The sequence below is a fragment of the Bradyrhizobium sp. B039 genome (genome assembly GCF_038965675.1).
Lineage (GTDB): Bacteria > Pseudomonadota > Alphaproteobacteria > Rhizobiales > Xanthobacteraceae > Bradyrhizobium > Bradyrhizobium diazoefficiens.
The window spans coordinates 815,386-836,551 of the sequence record NZ_CP152416.1 but is presented as its reverse complement, the minus strand read 5'-3'; the positions used below and the strand labels follow the sequence as shown (position 1 = coordinate 836,551).

The window sequence follows — 21,166 nt, the reverse complement described above, 5'->3', positions numbered from 1 at the left end:
CTGGCAGGATGATCAAGCCCGACCCAATAGTGGCTTCAGTCTCACGCCTACATTGCGAGAGTCTGTCGCGAATGCGCATCTTGCAAAAAAACATCCGCGACGTTCGCGCTGGATGGAGCCGCAAGGTTGCCGCAATGAATTGGACAAAAAGCCGGCAGCGAGCGCGAAGGAGAGACTCCTCGATGCGGGCACTGTTGGTGGAACCACACCCTCCGCCGTCGTCCCGGCGAAGGCCGGGACCCATTACCCCACGGAGGAGTCGCTGGGACAGATGGTCACCACGTGTCTTCGCAAAACTGCCGCCGGTGGTAATGGGTCCTGGCTTTCGCCAGGACGACGTTGGGGAGGCATTTCGCTTCAACAACTCTCACAGCCACGCGCGAAGCCCCCTAAACCCCCGCCACCGAGGTCCACAGCTCCGCCAGCTTGCGCCGCAGCGCCTGCCAGCGCGTCAATGGCGCGGGCGTTTCCTCGTCTTCCGGCAGACGCAGGCCCACGACGTTGACGCGGCCGCCGGAGATGCTGCGTGCGACCAGCACGATCTCGTCCAGCGCAAGCTCAGCGCCCTCTTTCGGCGCGCGGTCGAGATGGACGTCGAAATAGTCGGCCAAGGTCAGCTTGCCTTCGTCCTCGCTCACCTTCACGCCATAGATCTCGGCGAGCTCGGCGAGCGTGTGCTCGCCGGAGACCATGAAGTCGCCGAGCAGATGCGGGTCCGGCGCGGTGCTCGGCTGCATGTCGACGAAGAAGCGGTCGAGCGACTCGGCCTTTTCCGGCGGCGCCAGCAGATAGATGTAGTCGCCGGGCGCGATCGGATCGGCCTCCGTCGGCGTCAGAATGTTCTCGTTGCGGATCACCAGCGTCGGCTTCGACCAGGACGGGATCAGGCCGCGGCGGAAGTACAGGCTCTTGGATCGCACCGGATAGCCGACGAGCTGCTGCTCGAGCTGGCCGGGCAGATCCAGTTCGACACGCCTCGGGCCGCGCTCGGCGCGCGGCAGCGCGACGTGCAGCTTGCGTGCGGCCGGCGCCAGGGTCCAGCCTTGCAAGAGCAGCGAGATGATGACGACGACGAAGGCGACGTCGAAATAGAGATAGGCCTTGGACAGGCCGACCAGCATCGGGATCGACGCCAGGAAGATAGCGACGGCACCGCGCAGGCCCGTCCAGGCGATGAAGATCCTTTCGCGCCAGTTGAAGCGGAATGGCGCCAGGCAGACGAACACCGCGAGCGGCCGTGCGACCAGCATCAGCACGAGCGCGACGGCGACAGCCGGCAAAACGCTGGCGCCGAGCCGGCTCGGCGAGACCAGGAGACCGAGCAGCACGAACATCACGATCTGCGCCAGCCAGGTCGCGGCATCGAGGAAGGTCACCACCGAATTATGCGCGCGCGTAGGCCGGTTACCGATGATGATGCCGGCGAGATAGACCGCGAGGAAGCCCGAGGCATGCATGATCTGCGAGCCGCCGAAGATCACGAGCGCGCCTGTGGTCACGAACGGCGCATGCAGGCCCTGCGGGAGCGCCACCTGGTTGAGCGCGATGACGACGAGACGTCCGCCGAAGAAGCCGACGACGGCGCCCAGCACCGCCTCCTGCAGGAACTCCATCAGCACGTGCCCCGCCGAGCTCGATCCCAGCGAGATGTATTCGACCAGCATCAGGGTGAGGAAGATCGCGAAGGGGTCGTTGGTGCCGGACTCGGCCTCCAGCGTCGCACCGACGCGCGGACGCAGGCGCAGGCCCTGGGTATGGACCAGCAGGAACACGGCGGCCGCATCGGTCGAGGCCACCACGGCGCCGACCAGCAGCGACTCCGTCCAGTTGAGGTCGAGCGCGTATTTGGCGAACGGCGCCGTGATCAGCGCGGTCAGCAGCACGCCGACGGTCGCGAGCACCACGGATGGCGCAAGCACGGTGCGGATGCTGGCAAAGCGCGTCTTCAGGCCGCCGTCGAACAGGATCAGGGCCAGCGCCACCGAGCCGACCAGATAGGTGGTGCGGACGTCGTCAAACTGGATCTGCCCGGGACCGGAATCGCCGGCGAGCATGCCGATCACAAGGAAGACGAGCAGCAAGGGCGCGCCGAAGCGCAGCGCAAGCAGGCTCGACAGGATACCCGCCATCACCAGGACGGCGCCGAGCAATATGGCGAGGCTGACAGAGTCGAGAGAGGCCATCCACCTTCCGGGTAAAAATAGCTGGATTTGCATCCTTATCGTCGCTGCACCGGCGCGCCAACCCATTTTCTCCCGCTCGCGGCAATCTGCCCGTATTTTGCGGCCTTAACGCGCTTCACATAGCGGTGTATCGATGGCCGGACCGCACCCTTTGTGGGATTCTGCGGCGCCCTCGAATCAATTCCTCCCCCGCTTCCCGACGAGACCGATGGACATGGACCTCAAAGACTTCATGGAGTTCGTGCAGACGACCGCACGCAGCGTCGGGGCGGAGATTTCCTCACCCTGGTTCTACCTGCAATTTGGTCTCATTCTCGCGGCAGCCGGCATCGCCTATGCCGCGGAAGCCGGCGTTCGCAATCGCGTCGACATGACGTCGCTGGCGATGGGCTGGCCGCTGCCGCTCCGGCACTTCTCCCGCGTCATGGTCTCCAGTGCCTCGACGGCGGTGTTCACCCTGCTCGTGATCATCTCCCGCTTCGTGATGTACCATGCGACCTGGCCGAGCCGCAGCTATCTCTTGATGGTCGCCGCCAAGATGGGGTTGGCCTGGCTGGCGATCCGGCTGGTGACCTCGGTGCTACGCAACGCCTTCATCGTCAAGCTGGTGTCGATCACGGCGTGGTTCGTCGCCGCGCTCTCCATCCTCGGCCAGCTCGACGCGACGATCGATCTGCTCGATTCCTTCGCGATCGTGCTCGGCGGCCTGCGGCTGACCCCGCTGCTGGTGATCAAGGCCGGCGCGCTGCTGCTCATCGCGCTGTGGGCCACCAACATCGCCAGCAATTTCGCCGAGAGCCGGATCAACTCGACCACCGATCTGACGCCGTCGGTGCAGGTGCTGCTGGTCAAGATCATCCGCATCGGACTTCTGGCCATCGCAATCGTCATTGCGCTCGGCGCGGTCGGCATCGACCTCTCGGCGCTCGCGGTGTTCTCCGGCGCGGTCGGCGTCGGCATCGGTATCGGCCTGCAGAAGATCGTCGCCAATTTCATCTCGGGGATCATCCTGCTCGCCGACAAGTCGGTGAAGCCCGGCGATCTCGTCACCATCGGCGACAACACCGGGCGCATCAGCGCGATGAAGACGCGTTATATTTCCGTCGCCGCCGGCGACGGCCGCGAGTTCCTGGTGCCGAACGAGGACCTGGTGACGCAGAAGGTCGTCAACTGGACCTATACCGACAAGAACACGCTGGTGAAGATCGCCTTCGGCACCAATTACGACGCCGACCCCAGGCTGGTCTGCAAGCTCGCAATCGAGACGGCCATAGCCCATCCCCGCGCGCAGAAAGCCAAGCCACCGAACTGCATCCTGACCGAGTTCGCGGAGGCCGGGATGAAGTTCTCGCTGACCCTCTGGCTCGCCGACCCCGACGGCATGGACAATGTCAAAAGCGACGTGATGCTGGCGCTATGGGAGGCCTTCAAGCGAGAGGGCATCCGGGTTCCCTATCCGGTCCGCGAAATCCGCGTCCGCGGCGGCGCCCTGCCGGTGGAAACCACCGTAGAAGTCCCGAATTAGGCCCGCTTTCGGGCGCAAGGCCCACGCTCGGCTTGCATGAAGGCCCGCGATCATTAGATTAGGGCCTGAAATCAAGCCCTTTCCACCGCATCGAGCCCCGCAAAGACCATACAAGCATGAGCTACGTCGAAGCCACCGATACCTCCCTGCGCAAGACCGGACAGATCAAGCTGCATGGACCGAGCGCCTTTGCCGGCATGCGCAAGGCGGGCGCGCTGGTAGCCAAGTGCCTCGACGAGCTCACCGACATCGTCGGGCCGGGCGTGCCGACCGAGCGCATCGACCAGTTCGTCCGCGACTTCGCTTTCAGCCATGGCGCCTATCCGGCGACGCTGATGTATCGCGGCTATCGCTACTCGACCTGCACCTCACTCAACCACGTGGTCTGCCACGGCATGCCCGGCGACCGTCCGCTGAAAGAGGGCGACATCGTCAACATCGACGTCACCTTCATCGTCGACGGCTGGTACGGCGATTCCAGCCGGATGTATGCGATCGGCCCGATTGCGCGCAAGGCGGAGCGGCTGATCGAGGTGACGTATGAAGCCATGATGCGCGGCATCGCGGCGGTGAAGCCCGGCGCCACCACCGGCGACATCGGCCACGCCATCCAGAGTTTCGTGGAGCCGCAAGGCATGAGCGTGGTGCGCGATTTCTGCGGCCATGGCCTCGGGCGCATGTTCCACGACGAGCCGAACATCATCCATATCGGCCGTCCCGGCGAAGGCGTCCAGCTCAAGCCCGGCATGTTCTTCACCATCGAGCCGATGATCAATCTCGGCAAGCCGCATGTGAAGATCCTCTCCGACGGCTGGACCGCGGTGACCCGCGACCGTTCGCTGTCCGCGCAGTTCGAGCATTCGGTGGGCGTGACCGCGACCGGCGTCGAGATCTTCACGCTGTCGGAGCGGCACGGCGAGAAGCAGATCGGGTGATCCCCAAAGTGTCATTCCGGGACGCTCGCATCAGCGAGCGAACCCGGAATCTCGAGATTCTCAGGTGCGCAAATGCGCACCATAGTTCGGTGCTTCGCGCCGCCCCGGAATGACAGCGAAGTAGCGCCGTCTATCGCCGGCGGCGGAATGACGACGGCGGCCGCCTGTAGGTCGCGGCAAAAGCATCGTTGAAGCGGCGGACGCTGCCGAAGCCCGCCGCAAACGCAATCTCCGCCAACGTCATCTCAGTCTGGTCGATCAGACGCTTGGCTCCCTGCACCCGGCGGGTCGCCGCGATCTCGCTCGGGCTCGCGCCGGCGTGGCGCATGAACAGGCGCAAGAGATGGCGCGGCCCGACCCCAAGCGCTTCTGCAAGCTCCACCATCGACGCGCGATCCAGAAAACCGTCGTTGATCAGGCGCATGCCGCGCGCAACGGTGGTGGCGGTCCCCATCCAGGCCGGCGACCCCGGCGCCGTTTCCGGCCGGCAACGCAGGCATGGGCGGAAGCCGGCGCGCTCCGCAGCCGCAGCGGTCGGATAGAAGGTCACGTTCTCGGAGCGCGCGGGGCGAACCGGACAGACCGGCCGGCAATAGATCCGCGTCGAGCGGACGCCGGAGAAGAACAGGCCGTCGAACGCGCGCGCACGCGCCAGCCGCGCCCGGTCGCATGTGTCCCAGTCGAGATGCGGTGGCAGCGTTTGCCGATGTGCCGAACCTGTCGCCATCGCGGAAGAATAATGGCCGCGCGGCTCGCCGAGTAGCTGAAATCGGACTCGGTCGGGCGATGAGGTCCGAATTCAGCCAGCCCGCGCCGTCGCTCCGGATCATGGTGCCGACACATCCGGAGCACATCGCATGAGCACGCAGGCGCAACAAACGACGTCAGGACAAACCACGCTCGCATTCGAGGTCGGGCTCCTGCTGCTGCTGGCGCTGATCTGGGGCAGCTCGTTCACGCTGATCAAGGTCGCGATCCCCTCGATTCCGCCCGTCACGATGGTCGCGGCGCGGGTGACCATCGCGGCCATTCTCCTGCTCCTGATCGCTCGCGCGCAGGGACACGCCCTTCCCCGCCGGGGATCGGTGTGGGCTGCGTTCCTCGTGCAGGGCCTGCTGCAAAGCGCGCTGCCGTTCACCCTGATCAGCTGGGGCGAGGCGCATATCGCCAGCGGCCTCGCCGGCGTGCTCAATGCGACTCCGCCGATGTTCGTGCTCGCAATCGCGATGATGAGCGGGCGCGGACGGCAGACCGTCAGCGGCCGGAAGATCCTCGGCGTCGCTCTTGGCCTTGCGGGCGTTGCCGTGACCATGGGCGGCGACGCGCTCTCGGGGATCGGCACGACCGCTCCGCTGGCGCAAGCGGCCGTGCTGTGCGCGAGCCTCTGCTACGCGGTCGCGCCGATATGGGGACAGCGCTTCTCGGGCCTTCCCGCGATCGTCACGGCCGCCGGAGCCATGAGCTGCGCAGCGGTTCTGATGCTCCCCGCGGCCGCCGTTCTCGAACAGCCATGGACGCTGGCGCCGACGGCGCAGGCGATCGCAGCGGTGATCGCGCTCGCGGTGATCTGCACGGCGTTCGCGATGGTGATCTATTTCCGGCTGATCCACACGCTTGGCCCGCTCGGCACGACCAGCGGCAGCTATCTGCGCGCGGGCTTCGCCGTGGCGCTCGGCACCGCGTGGCTCGGCGAGCGTTTTAGCTGGTCCAGTCTTGCCGGAATGGCGCTCATTCTCGCAGGCGTGGTGGCGGTCACGGTGCCCGCTCCTGCACGGACCGGCAAGACAGCGACCGGCGCACCGTCCCGCAATTGACGGTTGCAAAAGCGCAGGTCCCCGGCGATGCTGGCGGCCGATGCCCGCCAAAGCCGACCACGACAAGAGCAAGCCGGAGGACGCGCCGCACTATCACGGCCATCGCGAGCGGTTGCGCGAGCGCTTCTACAGCGCCGGGGCGGATGCGCTCAACGACTACGAGCTGTTGGAGATGGCGCTGTTTCCGGCGCTGCCGCGGCGCGACACCAAGCCGCTCGCCAAGACGCTGATCAAGATTTTCGGCTCGTTCGCCGAGGTCGTGCACGCGCCGGTGGCGCGCTTGCGCGAAGTCGACGGCATCGGCGAATCCGCGATCCACCAGCTCAAGCTGATCGCAGCCGCCGCGCATCGCGTCGCCAAGGGCGAGGTCAACAGCCGCAACGCGCTGTCGTCCTGGAACGAGGTGATCGACTATTGCCGCACCAGCATGGCCTTTGCCGACAAGGAGCAATTCCGCCTGCTCTTCCTCGACAAGCGCAACCAGCTCATCGCCGACGAGGTGCAGCAGACCGGCACCGTCGACCACACCCCGGTCTATCCGCGCGAGGTGATCAAGCGCGCGCTGGAGCTGTCGGCAACCGCCTTGATCCTGGTGCACAACCACCCCACTACCCACCCTATGATCACGTTGGATCACGTTCAATACCGATGAATCATCAACGATATATCCGATTTTTTCTTCATTGCACACAGGGGGCGGCTATGGCAAATTGGGAGCGGTAAGAGGGGTTGAAAGCGGCTTTCCGATCCCAGCAAACGATCCCCGTTTCTCCTCGACCGATCCCAGTTGCGGCACAGGAGGAAACGCCATGCCAAGCCTGACCGACACCGCGATCCGACATGCGTTGAAGCGGGTGGAGCTAAGTCAGAAACAGGAAAATCTCGCCGACGGTGAAGGGCGCGGCACCGGCCGCCTCGTGCTTGTCCTCAAGCCCATGCCGAAGCGCGTCACCGCCGACTGGATGGCGCAGCAATGGCGCGATGGGAAGCGGACCAAGAAGAAGCTCGGGGCTTATCCCTCCATATCGCTCGCCCAGGCACGCGAAATATTCAAACGCGACTTCGCCGACGTCATCCAGAAGGGTCGCAGCATCAAGATCGCTACCGACACGCGCCCCGGCACCGTCGCTGATCTGTTCGAAGGCTATGTCGCCGCGCTCAAGGATGCGAGCAAGCCGTCCTGGAAGGAAACGGAAAAAGGCCTTAACAAGATCGCCGACACGCTCGGACGCAACCGCCTCGCTCGCGAGATCGAGGCCGAGGAAATCATCGAGCTGATCCGCCCGATCTACGAGCGCGGTGCCAAATCAATGGCCGACCATGTGCGCTCCTATCTCCATGCCGCCTTTAGCTGGGGCATGAAGTCTGACAACGACTATCGGCAGCAGTCTTCCAGACGCTTTCGACTCCCTTTCAATCCGGCAACCGGCATTCCTACCGAGCCTAAGATCCAGGGCACGCGCTGGCTTGACGAAGACGAGTTTGTGCAACTCTATCGCTGGCTGGAGAGCCCCGACACGCCGGTCCACCCCTCCTATCCCCGCGCGGTGCAACTCATCATGCTGACAGGGCAGCGCGTCGAGGAGATCGCGCGGTTTCATGTCAATCAATGGGACGCCAGTGAGCGAATCATCGACTGGTCGAAGACCAAGAACCTCCAGCCGCACGCTGTCCCAGTGCCATTGCTTGCCGCCGAGCTGATCGAAAAGATCAAGCCGAACGAGTATGGCTGGTTCTTCCCCTCCGCCAAGGACCCCTCGAAGCCTGTCAGCCACGGCACTCTTTATAGCTTTGTTTGGCGGCAGCGAGATCGCGGCGTGATTCCATATGCGACAAACCGCGATCTCCGGCGCACGTTCAAGACGCTCGCCGGCAAGGCAGGCGTGTCGAAGGAAATCCGCGATCGCCTCCAGAACCACGCGCTACAGGATGTCAGCTCCAAGCACTACGACCGCTGGCACTATATGATCGAGAAACGCGCTGGCATGGCGAAATGGGACAAATTCGTGCGCGCCATGCTGGCGAAGAAGCGACTGAAAGAGGCCGCATGAGCTCGCGGCCGCGAAAGCCCCCTCGCCGCAGCGATGCGCTCGGTTCCGCTGGCGAAGTGGACGCGCAAAGCTACACGGCGTTCGTCGGGGATCTGAAGCAGAAGATCGCGGCGGCACGCCACCGAGCCAGCTTGTCGATCAACCGCGAGCTAGTGACGCTCTACTGGACGATCGGGCGCGACATCCTGGAACGGCAGGAGCGCGAAGGTTGGGGTGCCCGGGTGGTCGACCGTCTGGCTGGCGATCTTCGCCTGGCTTTCCCGGAAATGACCGGTTTATCGCCCCGGAATCTGAAATACATGCGCTCGTTCGCCGAGGCCTGGCCCAACGGCGAATTTGTGCAACAGGTTGTTGCACTATTGCCATGGGGGCATAACGTCCGTTTGCTCGACGCCGTCAAAACGCAGGAAGAGCGCACCTGGTACGCGCGGCAGGCAATTGAACACGGCTGGAGTCGTAACGTTCTTGTCCATCAGATCGAAAGCAAGCTTTTTGCCCGGCAAGGAAGCGCCCTCACCAATTTCTCGCGAACCCTGCCCGCAGAGCAGTCCGAGCTTGCCCAACAAATCCTCAAAGACCCCTACACGTTCGACTTCCTCTCGCTTGGCCCAGACATGCTGGAGCGCGACCTCGAGCGTGGTTTGGTCGAGCATCTGCGTTCACTCATCCTCGAGCTCGGCAAGGGCTTCGCATTCGTCGGCAGCCAATATCACCTCGAAGTCGGCGGGCAGGATTACTACTTGGACCTTCTTTTCTATCATCTGCGTCTTCGCTGCTTCGTGGTGATCGAGCTGAAGATCGAAGACTTCAAACCCGAATTTGCGGGAAAGATGAACTTTTACCTCTCGGCCGTGGACGAGCAATTGCGCCATCCCGACGACAAACCGACCATCGGCATCATCTTGTGCAAAGGGCGCAACGAGGTGATCGTGGAATACGCGTTGCGAGACTCCAGCAAACCGATGGGGGTCGCCCAGTATCAGCTCTCGGCTGCGTTGCCGCCACAACTCGAGGATGCCCTCCCGACGGCCGCGGAGTTCGCGCGAGAATTTCCACTGATGTCCGTGGTCAAGCTACGCATCGAAATCGAGCGCGCGGTACGCGATCTCGCGGACAAGCGAGGCGTCGCTTTCGACCGGCCGACCGGCATCATGAAAATGCTCCGTGATCTGCATCGAAATGGATCGGTGCCAAGTAGCACAGAGCAGATGCTCGACGCCCTCCACACCATGAACGAAGCTACGCATGGCATGGATGTGGACCCGGAGACCGCTGAACGCGCCGTCGAAATCGGCACGATCTTCCTTGGGGAACTCCAGAAACTGAATACAGACGAGTAAGGTGCTTTTCGCGGCAAATCCGACACCGACAAAACCCCAGAAAGCACAGGACAATCTCGTGGAAGACAGCTGGCCGACGTGGCTCAAAATTATGGAGAACGGCGCCGTCGGAGAAGCGCGTACGCGTTCTTTTCTCATCGACCGGTTCTGGGTTCTCGAGCGGAGCGTAGATACCGACGGGGCCGATTTTCTCATACAGCGACGCACCACCACGCAGCGATTTACCGATAGAGTCCCGCCGCGCGTCGGAGTGATACAGGCAAAATATTTTCAGGATCGCCGCACAACGCACTACATTCCCAAAAGCTACGTGGTTGACGACAAAGGAATGCCGCTCGAAGGCTTCTTCGCGCTTCTTCACGTCGGCCGGGAGGACGACGGCGAGATGTACCTGCTGTCGGCCCGGCAAATCGTCAACACGCTATCCATCAGCAGCACCCATTCACCGGAAAGCTACGTCGTCGGCACGACTGCGCTCCAAGGCACTTTTAGAATTAATGCCCGTAAGCTCGCACTCGATCAGATCGAGCATAGCTTGAAGAGCCAGACCTACTACCAGTCGGCCGCCTTCCTGGACAAGCTCAACATTCCCTATCGGCGCTTCAGCGAAGACGACATCGACTTTCCTTGGACACTTCCGCTTCCGAACCCCGTCGGTGAAATCCCGAAGATGTTTGTTGAGCAAAAAGAGGAGCTCAGAAAGATCGTTTTCGACATGGAGGAGGTGTTGGGAGCCATCGACGCGGTCCTTACAGAAAAAGACCCGCGTCGAGCGCTCGAGCTGATGGACGCGCTGCGTTACCATGTCGATGGTTACGGCAAGATCACCTTCGGCGGCCGGGGAGACTTCAACTGGGGCGATTTTCCAGACGCCCTCGACACCCACGACCGCTGGCGCCAAGGCCTCCAGACAGACGGACTGCTAGAGCCTTACATCGCAATGGGCGATAAACTGCAAGTGGCTCTTGTATCCCATACAGCCGCTCATCCGCTAACCGATAAGGGCAGCTTCCTCCAGGCGATCATTGAATATGATCGGGATACGCTCAACGTCATTGAGCTGTCGGTCAAATCGGGCACGGCCGCCGAGAGGGAACCGGAAATCAAGACCCCCGGGCATGTCCGCATGGCAAGCTCGCTCGGCGAGTGGGTCCCACGCAAAATCAAACCGATGGACTACACGATCGAGAACGTCTGGTGGAATGTCATGCGCTACGTCATCGAAGAGCGCTATCCCGACCCACACTTCGACTAGCTTGCGGCAACTCCCTGCACGCGCAACGCCAGGGCCTTCGGCCCTGTTGTTGCTTGATCGCGAGATTGTCGCGTAGCCTCCGTGAGTCGCTTAACGGCGATCTAACCGGCGATAGTATCGCTTCTGTCCGTTACTCGGATCAACGTAGGTAAAGCAGTCCGCGAGACTATCAATGCTCTGCAACACCCCCAGCAAGGCGTAGGCGTTGAAAGGCGTCCCCGCGCCGGTCTCGTAGTGGCTGACGAAATTCCCAACGATCGATGGCACATGATGGTTTTGGAGATCGGCGATCTGCTGAGGCGTCAGCACACACCGATTGGCCGCATGATAAAGCTTCACGGCCTCGCCGATTGCGTCGATGTAGGTCGAAAGCGTCCGCTTGTCACCACGGGTGGCATAGTCCGGTGGAACAGGGATCTCCAACTTGGCGATAATCTGTCCCAGCTTGTATTCGAGATATTGCCGCAGGATCGGCGCACCAATATCGATCTGGCCAGCATTCAGGTGCTGCAACGCCTGCGCCTTGAGACGATCCGCCTCCTGGGCCGATACCATGAGCCGCCCCTTTGGAGGCATGCCTTGGAGCTTCTGGTGATGCCAATCCGCAGTGCCATTGAGCTTGTCGAAGTACTTCTCCAGGCTGGTGTCATGGCTCAGGAAAATGAACTGCAGCCCGTCCGGCACAGCGCCATAGCGTAGCAACGTCCGCACGGCGTCCATCAACGCGAACTGGTGACCAGCGTCAAAGCTCGATGTCACGTCGTCGAGCACCATGAAGCGCGGAACACCGCTGTGCTTGGTCGCGGCCGCGAAGAAAATCGCAGCCGCCACAGCGTTCCGATAGCTTTCCGAGAGTAGAGCCCGGGCACTGAGGTCCTGTAGGCCGAAGAAGTCCGCGAGCTTTAGATCAACGTTTTCGCTGTTCTGCGCGCGGCTCAGGGTCGGCTTCACATCGGGACCGCCTCGCACGAACCGGCCGAACAGATCCTGACAAGCGGTCTGAATCTCGCCAATCCGCTCGTTGGCCAGTTCGGCTTCGGCATCAGCAAAGCTTTGGCCGGCGCGCGTGATGAATGTCTTCCAGCGATTCAGAACCTTGAGCTTGTCCTGTTTCACCTTGAGCACCGGCTCGCCGCTCTCGTATTCCAGCACGGCATCGCGGAACTGCTTTGCGAAGCTGAGGATGCGGGTTACCTGCACCAATGAGGGAGGCAAGCGCGCCTGCAACGCGTCGGCCTCACCTCGCACCCGAGCAAGAGTTTCGCCACGCTGCGTTTCAAGAACCCCGAGGCGCGCCTTGATGATCTCCAGGTCGGAGGTCGCCAAATCCCCCTTCTTGGCGGCCAAATCGAACGCTACGTGCAAGCGATCACCCGTCGCGATCGCCATGGCCGGCGCCTCTTCAAGCTTGCGTAGCTTCGCGATCCCAGGCGCTGTGGCGACATCGTTGATGAGTTCGGCCCCGAGCTGAGCGGCTACATCGTATTTAGCGATCTTGCCTTCCAGCCGCGGCTTTAGAGCATCACTACCTTTCGCCTCGCAAACTGGGCATTGATTCGGGTCGTGCCAATCGGAGCCGGACACCACAGCCAGCGCATCGCGCAAAAGGGCGTGCAATGCTTCCGCGCCGACGCTGCGCACGGCCTCGTCTCTTCTTCCGGCCAACTCGAGCAGCCGATCAACGTCGGCCAATTCCTCTACCGTGACCTCAAGCCCCGCCAGCGACGTGGCGGAGGTCGTTAGCGTGTCCAGCGTCTTTCGCGCTTCGCCGCCTTCCTGTTTCTCGATCGCCAACTCTGCCGCTTCGAAATCGAGATCCATTACCGAGGCCTCGCCGATCAATGGCTTGAGCAAGGCGATGGCGGATAAGGCGGCGGTTACCGCCGCCTTCAGATCGGAGAGTTTATCGACGGCGGCGCTTCCCGCTCCGGCGACCTCGTCATGCGCCGCAATGACACGCCGCTCGATCGCACTCAACGCGCGCGCGCCTGTGGTCACCTCGGCATCAAGCGCGGAGAGGCCCAGATCACTGTTGACGTTCTGCGTTCGCTTGGCGCCGTCCAGAGCCTGACGTAGCCGGGAGTATCGGCTCAGTCCCACGAGCGATGCGAAAGAACGTCCCCGCTCCAAGGCGGAGATATCGATGAGCTTTGCGAACCGATTATAGTCGACGAGGACGAAATCCTCCTGCAGGCTCGCGAGGAACTGCTGCGGGTCGGCATGACCGCTCGGCGAAGTCACTAGGCGCGCACCGTTGGCAGCCCGCACCACCTTGATCGCCACATCTGGCGAGGCGTCATCGCTGGCGAATATCAGATCAACCGTCGCTTGCTGCCCGGGATGGAAGCGATTCACGATATAGCTGTCGCCCTGCTCGGCTTCCTGGAGCGCCTTCAGGCGCGGGACAATGCCGTGGATCGCGAAGCAAACGGCTTCGAATATGGAGCTTTTACCGACGCCGTTCGGCGCATGCACCGAGTTGACGGCGTCAGATTTGAACTTGAGGACGAGCGGGTCACCGTCATTATTGATCCCACGAAAACCCTCGATGGACAGGCTGCCCAGGAAATACCGCGTCATGCCTTGTCCTCGCCCAGAGGGATGGACATGCCATCAAGCGCATCCAGTACCGCCTTATGAAACTCGCCGATTGTTGCCCGGCTTGGCGCGGTGTCACCTCCCGAATCCAGCAGATGCAAATTGTCGAAGAGGATCTTCGCGCATTCGGGATCGATCTGTACAGCCTCGGCCCTAAACAAAGCGAGATTGTCCTCGAAAGTATTTTCCAGCTTAAACTTCATACGCTCCCCCGACTTCCGCCCAATGCACTTCTATTTGATTTCAGTGCGCGCGTGCAATTCTGCGACGATCAAGCGATTGCGTCTCATCATCAGGCTGTCTCTGTTTCGTTGTCGCTCTTGCGAAGCTTCCGCCATGCCGGAAGGATGAACGGCTGCCCATGATCGATCGGCACGCGCATGGTGGTCTCGCCATATTCACCCGGCGGCCCTAGTGCTACGACCTGACGGCTTTGATAGGAGAACGGCTCGTCCGGCGGTGCGACCGTGTAGCGCTCCGGCAATCGCCTCAGAACCGAGGTTCGATAAATCCAGATGTCGTTGCCCTTGAGAAGGACGATGAGCTGTCGCAGGCGCCGGCGAACCGCGATCTCCGTCGCGGGGGGAATGTCGACGAGAATATCTCGCTGCGACCAGGACAAGCCAACGAGGATATCGAAAAGCTCCTGCGCATAGGCTCCAGTTTCCTCATCGAGCGTTGTCTCGATAATGCAGGCCACGTCGTGCGAGCGGGCCGCCTCCGTATAGAGCGCGCCCTCGTCCGCTGTCGCACTGGCGATGTCATAGTCGTTGCGGGGGATGAGCCGGTCCTCATCTTCCATCAGCGCGGAAAGGACTTCCGGCGCACTTACGGTCGGCGTCATTTCCGAAAGCTCGGAGCCAAGGATAATGCGTTCACGATGAACTTGCAGCGCTTTTGCCAACCGTTCAGCCGTTGTCACTGCAATTGGCGCATTCTCATTCTCGATCATACGAAGCATGCGAATGCTGACACCGATTTCACTCGCCATTTCCTTTTGGGTCGACAGCCTTTCAAGCTGCTCCCTCAGGGCTTTCACCGCCTTCCCGTTCGGCACGACCTTCCTCATCTCAACCTCATCCCGTGTATTCGATGACTCAAAATTTACATGAGGGAGCCTGGCAGCGTGAGGCAGCCGACCGGAATCGGAGCGGCACACTGGCGGCAAACCAGCAAACTGGGCAATTCAACGTGCAGTACCCTTGACTAGGCATTTATGACCGGCCATTTATGACCGGTCAAGGAGACCTTTATCATGCTTCGTTACAATCCGGAGAAATTCGCCTCGCTCTCGGAGTCCGACATCGGTCAGCGGATTTGGTCGTTTCTTACGAAGCCCGCCACTATCGCTCGCTTGGAGACGGCCTCGGAGCTCGGAAAGCCTGCCGTCGAGGGCATCGAGGAGCAGCTTCTGGAGGAGTTTCGCGAAGATGTTCTGGTTGACCGCGTCAAGCAGATGGTCGGCCACATGGTCAGGCAGATATTGGAACAGCGCGATTGGGTTCTCGACCAAAGCGACGTGAAGGTTCAGTCGGTGCCCTTCAGCAAGGCGGCACGTTACAGGCGGCCCGATTGGATCACCTTCCATGCCTTCCGCAATACCAAAGACCCGCGCGACGTCGTCATCACCGACCGTCGGCAGAACGCGCCTCTGCCGAAAGACGCTCGCTGGACCTTCTACGCAACCTTTGCCAGCCCCTTGAAGGCGGCGGTTGCGTTCGGCGTCAATGACACCCCCAAACTTCGCCGACAAGTGCAGACCCACGGTTTTCACCGTGTCCACATCCCGCGAATGCTGCGACGCGCCTAATCCAGGAGAAATTGAAGGCATGATGCAGTTCAACGACAGGTGCGACAGAGCGGATACCCATCGCCGAACGCGAGCGGCCATCGCACGCTTTTATTGAGCCATAACGAGACCGCCAGATATGGAAACGTTCAACCTTGATCCCCGTCAACTTGCCCGGATCGAAGCCGTTCATCGCGGGTTCCTCTATCAGCACCTCTATGCCGCCGCGTGTCTGTTTGATGCTGCCCGGGCCGGTGTGACCCATGTCATCGTCGAGAATGATGAAGACGTCGAACTCGTCCAGCCTGACAGACGAATCTACCTACAAGTCAAAACTCGGGCATCTAACCTTATTCTAAGCGACATTGATGGCGCACTCTCAAGGTTCGCGGCTATTAGACAGGAGCACGAGGAAGGTCGACGGAGCGGTTCATGCCAGTTCGTCATAGTATCGAATAGTGCGCCTGGGCCGGAATTTGCCAAGCTTATCACAGGTAAAGAATGGCCGTCCGACACCAGGCTCCATTGGCCGCAATCACCGGCGGTAGACGAAGCCCTTCCCTTGCCGTGGAGGACCATCGCGGATGGTTTCGAGGCGTGCCGAGCGGCTGCCGAAACGCTTCCTTTTTCCGTATTGGCTCCAGAAACCCTCGTCTGGAAAATCGCTGGCCGGATGATGGCAGCAGCGGGTGGGATTGAGCCAAGCTCCAATCACACGTTCACGGTTGAGGAATTACCGGCACTCTTCGAGCAGCTTGTTGTCCAACTCCAAGATTTTCCTGCTCCGCCGCTTCGATATCGTCCGCAGGAACATGAACCAAATCTGGCAAATGGCCAACGCGTGCGGCTCGTCGTCGGCCTCTCCGGTGCAGGAAAGACGTCCTGGGTTTCTCAGACAGCTCTGCATACTTCTGACCGTCTGGCATATTACGATATTGCCGAGATATCCGGCCCTGCGCTGGCCAATGCCGTCGCACGCGAACTTGCAGCTCGCATCTTCGGATCGCGTGGCGGCAAGCTAGGCGAGATCTTGTTACCGGGCGCAAGCGGCACCGAAATCCTGTTTGCGATCGGTCGCCACCTAGCCGAGGACAAACTCACCGCGACTGTGGTGTTGGATAACGCGCATCGCATTGCAGCCGCGGATTTGGTTTCGCTGGTCGGGGCCTCCGATCAGCTGCAGTTTGTGCTTCTCGCCCAGCCCAGCGCAACGATCGCCCGAATCGAGGCAACGCTTGGCGTGAAGGCGGAGTTGCTTCTCGGCTGGTCCAATGAGACGGCCGCGGCCGAGGGAGCGTCGCTCGGATGCCGTGGGGATTTCTCAGACTATGAGCGCTTGTTGAAAATCACTGGTGGGCTGCCGCTCTACGTCCAGAATGCGCTGAAAATTGCGGCTGAAAGCTACGAGGGGGTGGTCACCCGAGTCTGCGCGGCGCTTGAGGACCGCACCCATATTGTCGAGACTGCGCAAGAACTTATTCTGTCAGATGTCTTCGACAGATTTAACGACCCTGAGCGCCGCGCTGTCGCGGCGCTCAGTCTCAGCGACGTCCCACTGACTCAATCCGAAGCCAGTGTCGTATTGAAGCGCGCCTTCGACCTCGAGCCGGAGATCGCGGCCACGGCATTCAGGCGATTGCGAACAAGCGGTACAATCCAGATTTTCGGTGTCGATCGTTTCAAGATTCACGATGCGATGAGACCGCTCGGCCGCACCTACCTGAGTGACGCCGGGGGTGAGCATCTGCAAAATGCACGCGAGGCCATTCGCGACCTCCTTATAAAGGCACTACCCAACGATCACGACCGTCAAAGAGTTTTTCTTCTCCTGAGGATGTTTGTCGCTCTTGGGAACGTGAAGCCTCTCGTTGAGATGGCCACCGACGAGATATTTCACGAACTAGTCATCTGGAACGGAAGTTCGTGACATTAGTTGATCGCTCGGATCTCTAGAGAGGAGAGCGCTCGTGGCGAATGCAGGTGTGAAAGGCCGGCCGATCGCGCCGTTGGTGCTGAGTTCGCAGGAGCGGGCGTACTTGGAGAGGCAAGTTCGTCGTCATCGTGTAGCCCGATCGCTATCTGAGCGATGCCGCGCGATCCTGCGGTGTGCAGATGGTCTGCCAAGCAAGTCTGTGGCTGCCGAACTTGGCATCCATGAACACACCGTCGGCAAGTGGCGCCGCCGATTCTTGAAGGATCGTTGTGATGGCCTGCTTGACGAAGCCCGCCCGGGCCGCCCTCGAACCATCGACGATGATCAGGTTGCCGAGGTAATCGAGCGGACATTGCGTACGACGCCGCCCGACGCAACGCACTGGTCGATCCGCTCGATGGCTGCGGATACTGGCTTTTCTCACACCACGATCCGCCGAATGTGGACGGCGTTCGGCTTGCAGCCGCACCGCAGCCAGACATTTAAACTATCGAGCGATCCGCTATTCGTCGATAAGGTGCGCGATATTGTCGGGCTTTATCTGTCGCCGCCTAACCGAGCCGTTGTCCTCAGTGTCGATGAGAAAAGCCAGATCCAGGCACTCGATCGCGAGCAGCCGGTCTTGCCGATGATGCCTGGGGTGCCGGAACGTCGCACGCATAGCTATGTGCGGCATGGTACGACCACGCTGTTTGCCGCGCTCGATGTCGCTTCCGGCTTCGTCATTGGCAAATGCTACAAGCGCCATCGGGCGCTCGAGTTCTTGAAGTTTCTCAAAGAGATCGACGCTCAAATCCCTGAGGGGCTCGCTGTCCATATCGTCATGGACAACTACGCTACCCACAAGACCCCCAAGATTAAAGCGTGGCTCGCTCGCCGGCCGCACTATCATGTCCACTTCACGCCGACTTCCGCGTCGTGGATCAATCAGATCGAGCGCTGGTTCGCTGAACTCACCAGAAAGCAGATCCGGCGAGGTGTTCACACCTCCGTCAGGCAGCTCGAAGCCGACATCCGTACCTTCATCGAATTGCACAACAACAACCCGAAGCCCTTCAAATGGACCAAGTCCGCAGACCAGATCTTGGCTTCCGTCAAACGCTTTTGCCACAAAGCCCAGCAGACTTTATGTGGCGAACTTTAGATTCATGTGACTAGGGCGCGGACTCATAACGAGCGGCGAGCCATAGCTGTCAATCGGCTTGCAAATTTGACCCTTCATCGGCGTCCAATTTTGACCCCTTTCCGCGGCGGGGTTTGCTGGTAGCGCTCGTCTCGTCGGAGCTGGCCGGGATAGCGGAGGCGAGACGAGCGCGGGTGGCGTGATCGTCGTCTCGGCTTTTGAACCGCCAGCTATCGTTGCCGGTCTCGACGATGTCGCAGTGATGGGTCAATCGGTCGAGCAACGCTGTGGTCATTTTGGCGTCGCCGAACACGCTGGGCCATTCGCCGAATGCGAGATTGGTGGTCACGATGACGGAGGCGCGCTCATAGAGCCGGCTGACGAGGTGGAAGAGAAGCTGGCCACCGGACTGGGCGAAGGGCAAATAGCCGAGTTCGTCCAGCACGATGAAGTCCATCCGGGTCAGATGCTCGGCAAGCCGTCCCTGCCGTCCATTGCGGGTCTCGGTCTCGAGGCGGTTGACGAGGTCGACCACGTTGAAGAAGCGGCCGCGGGCACCAGATCGGATGCAGCTTCTTGCGATGGCAATGGCCAGGTGGGTTTTGCCTGTGCCGGTGCCGCCGACCAGCACGACGTTGCGCTGTTGGGCGACGAAGCCGCCGCCAGCAAGATCATTGACGAGCGTCTGATTGATCGGCGTGCCGTCGAACTGGAAGTCGGCAATGTCCTTGGCAAGCGGCAGCTTGGCAATGGTGAGCTGGTATTTGATAGATCTGGCTTGCTTCTCGTTGATCTCGGCGGAGAGTAGATCGCCAACGATGCGCTGGGGTTCATGCTGACGTTTGACGGCAGTTGCCATGATCTCGTCGAAGGCAGCCTTCATGCCATAGAGCTTGAGCTCGCCCATGAGGTCGAAGATTTGAGTTCGTTCCATCAGTTGGTCCTCCGAAGGTTGTCGTAGCGGGCACAATCGGCGATTGGTGCATGACGGAGCGTCAGGGCGGCTGGCGTCATGATGTTGGCCGGCGGGGCTGGCTCACGTTGACGGGCCAGGATGTTGAGCACCACATCGGCGGAATGAACGCTGTGACTGAGCGCTTCGGCACAGGCCGCTTCCACCGCAGGCAGACCGTCAGTCAGCACCGCGTTGAGGATGTCGACCATCTGCCGATTGCCATCGTCGATGCTGGCAAGCTTGCGCCGGATCCGCTCGATCGCGGCCGGCAGCACCCAGTCCTTGAAGGGAGCGCCGTTGCGTAAGGCGCCGGGGTTGCGGGCGAGCACCGGCACATAATGCCAAGGGTCGTAGACGGTATCGCCGCGGCCAAAGGATCGCTGATGCTCGGCAACGATACGTCCATCCTGGCGGATCACGATGCGATCGGCATAGGCTTGAACCTCGACCGGTCGTCCGACTGCACTGGCTGCGACCGAGTACTTGTTGTTGTCGAAGCGCACCAGGCAGGTCTTCGAGACCGACGCCGTCACCGCATGGAAGCCGTCAAATCGCCCTGCATAGGGAACGAGCCTAGGGCGTTCGACTTCGAACACGTCCCAGATCGTCTGATCGACCAGTTCCGGATGGCGATGAGCCTTGGCGTAGGTGATGCATTTGTCGAGCAGCCAGGCGTTTAACTCGTCGAGGTTTTTGAACCGCAGACGCGGCGTGAAGAAGCGTTCCCTGACCAGCCCGACCTGGTTCTCAACCTGCCCCTTCTCCCAGCCAGACGCCGGCGTGCAGGCGACTGGATCGACCAGATAGTGGCTGCACATCTGCAAAAACCGGCGATTGTAAAGACGCCCTTTACCGACGAAGATCGTCTCCACGGCGGTCTTCATGTTGTCGTAGATGCCGCGGGTGCAGGTGCCCTTGAACAGCGCGAACGCTCGGTCGTGGGCGTCGAACACCATCTCCTGCGTCTCTCGCGGATACGCCCGGGCAAATAGCATACGGCTGTGGCAGAGCCGGACGTGAGCAACCTTCACGACCACGGTGGTTCCGCTCAACAGCACCACCTCATGGCTCCAGTCGAACTGGTAGGCTTCGCCTGGCGCAAAACTCAGCGGGACATAGGCCGCCGCGGTCGATTGCCCGCGTTCCTTGCTCCACCGCCTGGCGTAACGTCGCACCGCATCGTAGCCGCCGTCATAGCCGCGACCGCGCAGCTCTTCGAAGATCCGGATCAATGTCAGCTGCTCACGAGCCGATTTAGCCGCGTTCGCCGCAAGCAGCCCGTCAAGTTCGACTGCCCATCGTCCGAGCTTTGGCCGCGGCTGCACTTGCCGCTCATACTCGAAGGAGGTCTCTCCCGACCTCAGCACCTTCCGAACCGTGTTCCGTGACACCTTCAGGTCACGGGCGATCTCCTTGATCGTCTTGCCCTTGATGAAGTGCTCGCGCCGAATCCGCGCAATCGTCTCCACGACCAGCATCCTCCACCACCTGCTTTGTTACGAAGCAGGCAGCGCAACAGACCAACCTGTAGGGGGGCAATTTTGGACGCCGATCCCCCGGCTTAGGGGGTCAATATTGCAAGCCGAATGACACCATCGAAGGCAGCTGTGACTTTCTTGGCGTGAACGGCTGGAAACGAGGATGGCAGAATCGTATCATCGGTCA

Annotated in this window: 17 protein-coding genes; 10 read left to right on the top strand and 7 right to left on the bottom strand. The window is 61.2% G+C overall.

Features of this window, described 5'->3' with window-relative positions; all coding sequences use genetic code 11:
* Positions 1-389: 389 nt before the first annotated feature.
* Positions 390-2,183 carry a potassium/proton antiporter gene (locus AAFG50_RS03930; RefSeq protein ID WP_028175936.1) on the bottom strand — a complete coding sequence of 598 codons (1,794 nt, stop codon included), beginning with the start codon at positions 2,181-2,183 and terminating at the stop codon, positions 390-392.
* Positions 2,184-2,391: 208 nt separating this feature from the next.
* Between AAFG50_RS03930 and AAFG50_RS03925 the strand changes: the two genes are divergently transcribed.
* Together AAFG50_RS03925 and map are read left to right on the top strand one after the other, a co-directional pair.
* Positions 2,392-3,708: a mechanosensitive ion channel domain-containing protein gene (locus AAFG50_RS03925; protein ID WP_028175937.1), complete on the top strand. Its 1,317-nt coding sequence runs from the start codon at positions 2,392-2,394 to the stop codon at positions 3,706-3,708.
* A 116-nt stretch (positions 3,709-3,824) separates the two neighbouring features.
* Positions 3,825-4,643, top strand: coding sequence for a type I methionyl aminopeptidase (gene map, locus AAFG50_RS03920; RefSeq protein ID WP_011090891.1), 819 nt, complete (start codon positions 3,825-3,827; stop codon positions 4,641-4,643).
* Positions 4,644-4,773: 130 nt separating this feature from the next.
* Here map and AAFG50_RS03915 read toward each other — a convergent pair whose 3' ends face one another.
* Positions 4,774-5,370: an Ada metal-binding domain-containing protein gene (locus tag AAFG50_RS03915; protein ID WP_028175938.1), complete on the bottom strand. Its 597-nt coding sequence runs from the start codon at positions 5,368-5,370 to the stop codon at positions 4,774-4,776.
* A 130-nt stretch (positions 5,371-5,500) separates the two neighbouring features.
* On the opposite strand from AAFG50_RS03915, the gene AAFG50_RS03910 reads away from it, so the two are divergent.
* From AAFG50_RS03910 to AAFG50_RS03890, 5 genes are all read left to right on the top strand, one after another.
* Positions 5,501-6,457: an EamA family transporter gene (locus tag AAFG50_RS03910; protein ID WP_028175939.1), complete on the top strand. Its 957-nt coding sequence runs from the start codon at positions 5,501-5,503 to the stop codon at positions 6,455-6,457.
* Positions 6,458-6,497: 40 nt separating this feature from the next.
* Entirely contained in the window at positions 6,498-7,109 is a 612-nt protein-coding gene (gene radC, locus AAFG50_RS03905) for a DNA repair protein RadC (protein ID WP_028175940.1), read from the top strand.
* Positions 7,110-7,266: 157 nt separating this feature from the next.
* Positions 7,267-8,508, top strand: coding sequence for a site-specific integrase (locus AAFG50_RS03900; protein ID WP_011090895.1), 1,242 nt, complete (start codon positions 7,267-7,269; stop codon positions 8,506-8,508).
* Positions 8,505-9,848, top strand: coding sequence for a PDDEXK nuclease domain-containing protein (locus AAFG50_RS03895; protein ID WP_014498593.1), 1,344 nt, complete (start codon positions 8,505-8,507; stop codon positions 9,846-9,848). The genes AAFG50_RS03900 and AAFG50_RS03895 overlap by 4 nt, the downstream gene beginning before the upstream one ends.
* 58 nt (positions 9,849-9,906) lie before the next feature.
* The gene (locus tag AAFG50_RS03890) at positions 9,907-11,103 is read left to right on the top strand and encodes a hypothetical protein (RefSeq protein WP_225163673.1); all 1,197 of its coding nucleotides are present in this window, start codon (positions 9,907-9,909) and stop codon (positions 11,101-11,103) included.
* Between the two features lie 90 nt (positions 11,104-11,193).
* Here the strand turns inward: AAFG50_RS03890 and AAFG50_RS03885 are convergent, their stop codons facing one another.
* The 3 genes from AAFG50_RS03885 to AAFG50_RS03875 form a co-directional block, all read right to left on the bottom strand.
* Positions 11,194-13,683 carry an AAA family ATPase gene (locus AAFG50_RS03885; protein ID WP_011090898.1) on the bottom strand — a complete coding sequence of 830 codons (2,490 nt, stop codon included), beginning with the start codon at positions 13,681-13,683 and terminating at the stop codon, positions 11,194-11,196.
* On the bottom strand, positions 13,680-13,904 hold the full coding sequence (locus AAFG50_RS03880; protein ID WP_014498594.1) for a hypothetical protein: 225 nt from the start codon (positions 13,902-13,904) through the stop codon (positions 13,680-13,682). The genes AAFG50_RS03885 and AAFG50_RS03880 overlap by 4 nt, the downstream gene beginning before the upstream one ends.
* Before the next feature lie 89 nt (positions 13,905-13,993).
* Entirely contained in the window at positions 13,994-14,770 is a 777-nt protein-coding gene (locus tag AAFG50_RS03875) for a helix-turn-helix transcriptional regulator (RefSeq protein WP_014498595.1), read from the bottom strand.
* A gap of 186 nt (positions 14,771-14,956) precedes the next feature.
* On the opposite strand from AAFG50_RS03875, the gene AAFG50_RS03870 reads away from it, so the two are divergent.
* The 3 genes from AAFG50_RS03870 to AAFG50_RS03860 all read left to right on the top strand — a co-directional run bounded on the left by AAFG50_RS03870 (position 14,957) and on the right by AAFG50_RS03860 (position 18,567).
* Entirely contained in the window at positions 14,957-15,511 is a 555-nt protein-coding gene (locus AAFG50_RS03870; RefSeq protein WP_014498596.1) for a hypothetical protein, read from the top strand.
* Positions 15,512-15,629: 118 nt separating this feature from the next.
* A complete protein-coding gene (locus tag AAFG50_RS03865; RefSeq protein ID WP_014498597.1) occupies positions 15,630-17,417 on the top strand; it encodes an ATP-binding protein in 1,788 nt (595 codons plus the stop codon).
* A 40-nt stretch (positions 17,418-17,457) separates the two neighbouring features.
* Positions 17,458-18,567 carry an IS630-like element ISBj5 family transposase gene (locus AAFG50_RS03860; protein WP_011085265.1) on the top strand — a complete coding sequence of 370 codons (1,110 nt, stop codon included), beginning with the start codon at positions 17,458-17,460 and terminating at the stop codon, positions 18,565-18,567.
* A 49-nt stretch (positions 18,568-18,616) separates the two neighbouring features.
* Here the strand turns inward: AAFG50_RS03860 and istB are convergent, their stop codons facing one another.
* The gene (gene istB, locus AAFG50_RS03855) at positions 18,617-19,480 is read right to left on the bottom strand and encodes an IS21-like element helper ATPase IstB (protein WP_011090918.1); all 864 of its coding nucleotides are present in this window, start codon (positions 19,478-19,480) and stop codon (positions 18,617-18,619) included.
* A complete protein-coding gene (istA, locus tag AAFG50_RS03850) occupies positions 19,480-20,979 on the bottom strand; it encodes an IS21 family transposase (protein WP_011090919.1) in 1,500 nt (499 codons plus the stop codon). The genes istB and istA overlap by 1 nt, the downstream gene beginning before the upstream one ends.
* Between the last annotated feature and the right edge of the window lie 187 nt (positions 20,980-21,166).

Coding starts and splice junctions, on each gene's coding strand:
- AAFG50_RS03865 (WP_014498597.1), top strand. CDS start 15,630: ATGGAAACGTTCAACCTTGATCCCCGTCAACTTGCCCGGATCGAAGCC.
- map (WP_011090891.1), top strand. CDS start 3,825: ATGAGCTACGTCGAAGCCACCGATACCTCCCTGCGCAAGACCGGACAG.
- istA (WP_011090919.1), bottom strand. CDS start 20,979: ATGCTGGTCGTGGAGACGATTGCGCGGATTCGGCGCGAGCACTTCATC.
- AAFG50_RS03875 (WP_014498595.1), bottom strand. CDS start 14,770: ATGAGGAAGGTCGTGCCGAACGGGAAGGCGGTGAAAGCCCTGAGGGAG.
- AAFG50_RS03910 (WP_028175939.1), top strand. CDS start 5,501: ATGAGCACGCAGGCGCAACAAACGACGTCAGGACAAACCACGCTCGCA.
- radC (WP_028175940.1), top strand. CDS start 6,498: ATGCCCGCCAAAGCCGACCACGACAAGAGCAAGCCGGAGGACGCGCCG.
- AAFG50_RS03900 (WP_011090895.1), top strand. CDS start 7,267: ATGCCAAGCCTGACCGACACCGCGATCCGACATGCGTTGAAGCGGGTG.
- istB (WP_011090918.1), bottom strand. CDS start 19,480: ATGGAACGAACTCAAATCTTCGACCTCATGGGCGAGCTCAAGCTCTAT.
- AAFG50_RS03895 (WP_014498593.1), top strand. CDS start 8,505: ATGAGCTCGCGGCCGCGAAAGCCCCCTCGCCGCAGCGATGCGCTCGGT.
- AAFG50_RS03915 (WP_028175938.1), bottom strand. CDS start 5,370: ATGGCGACAGGTTCGGCACATCGGCAAACGCTGCCACCGCATCTCGAC.
- AAFG50_RS03925 (WP_028175937.1), top strand. CDS start 2,392: ATGGACATGGACCTCAAAGACTTCATGGAGTTCGTGCAGACGACCGCA.
- AAFG50_RS03885 (WP_011090898.1), bottom strand. CDS start 13,683: ATGACGCGGTATTTCCTGGGCAGCCTGTCCATCGAGGGTTTTCGTGGG.
- AAFG50_RS03870 (WP_014498596.1), top strand. CDS start 14,957: ATGCTTCGTTACAATCCGGAGAAATTCGCCTCGCTCTCGGAGTCCGAC.
- AAFG50_RS03880 (WP_014498594.1), bottom strand. CDS start 13,904: ATGAAGTTTAAGCTGGAAAATACTTTCGAGGACAATCTCGCTTTGTTT.
- AAFG50_RS03930 (WP_028175936.1), bottom strand. CDS start 2,183: ATGGCCTCTCTCGACTCTGTCAGCCTCGCCATATTGCTCGGCGCCGTC.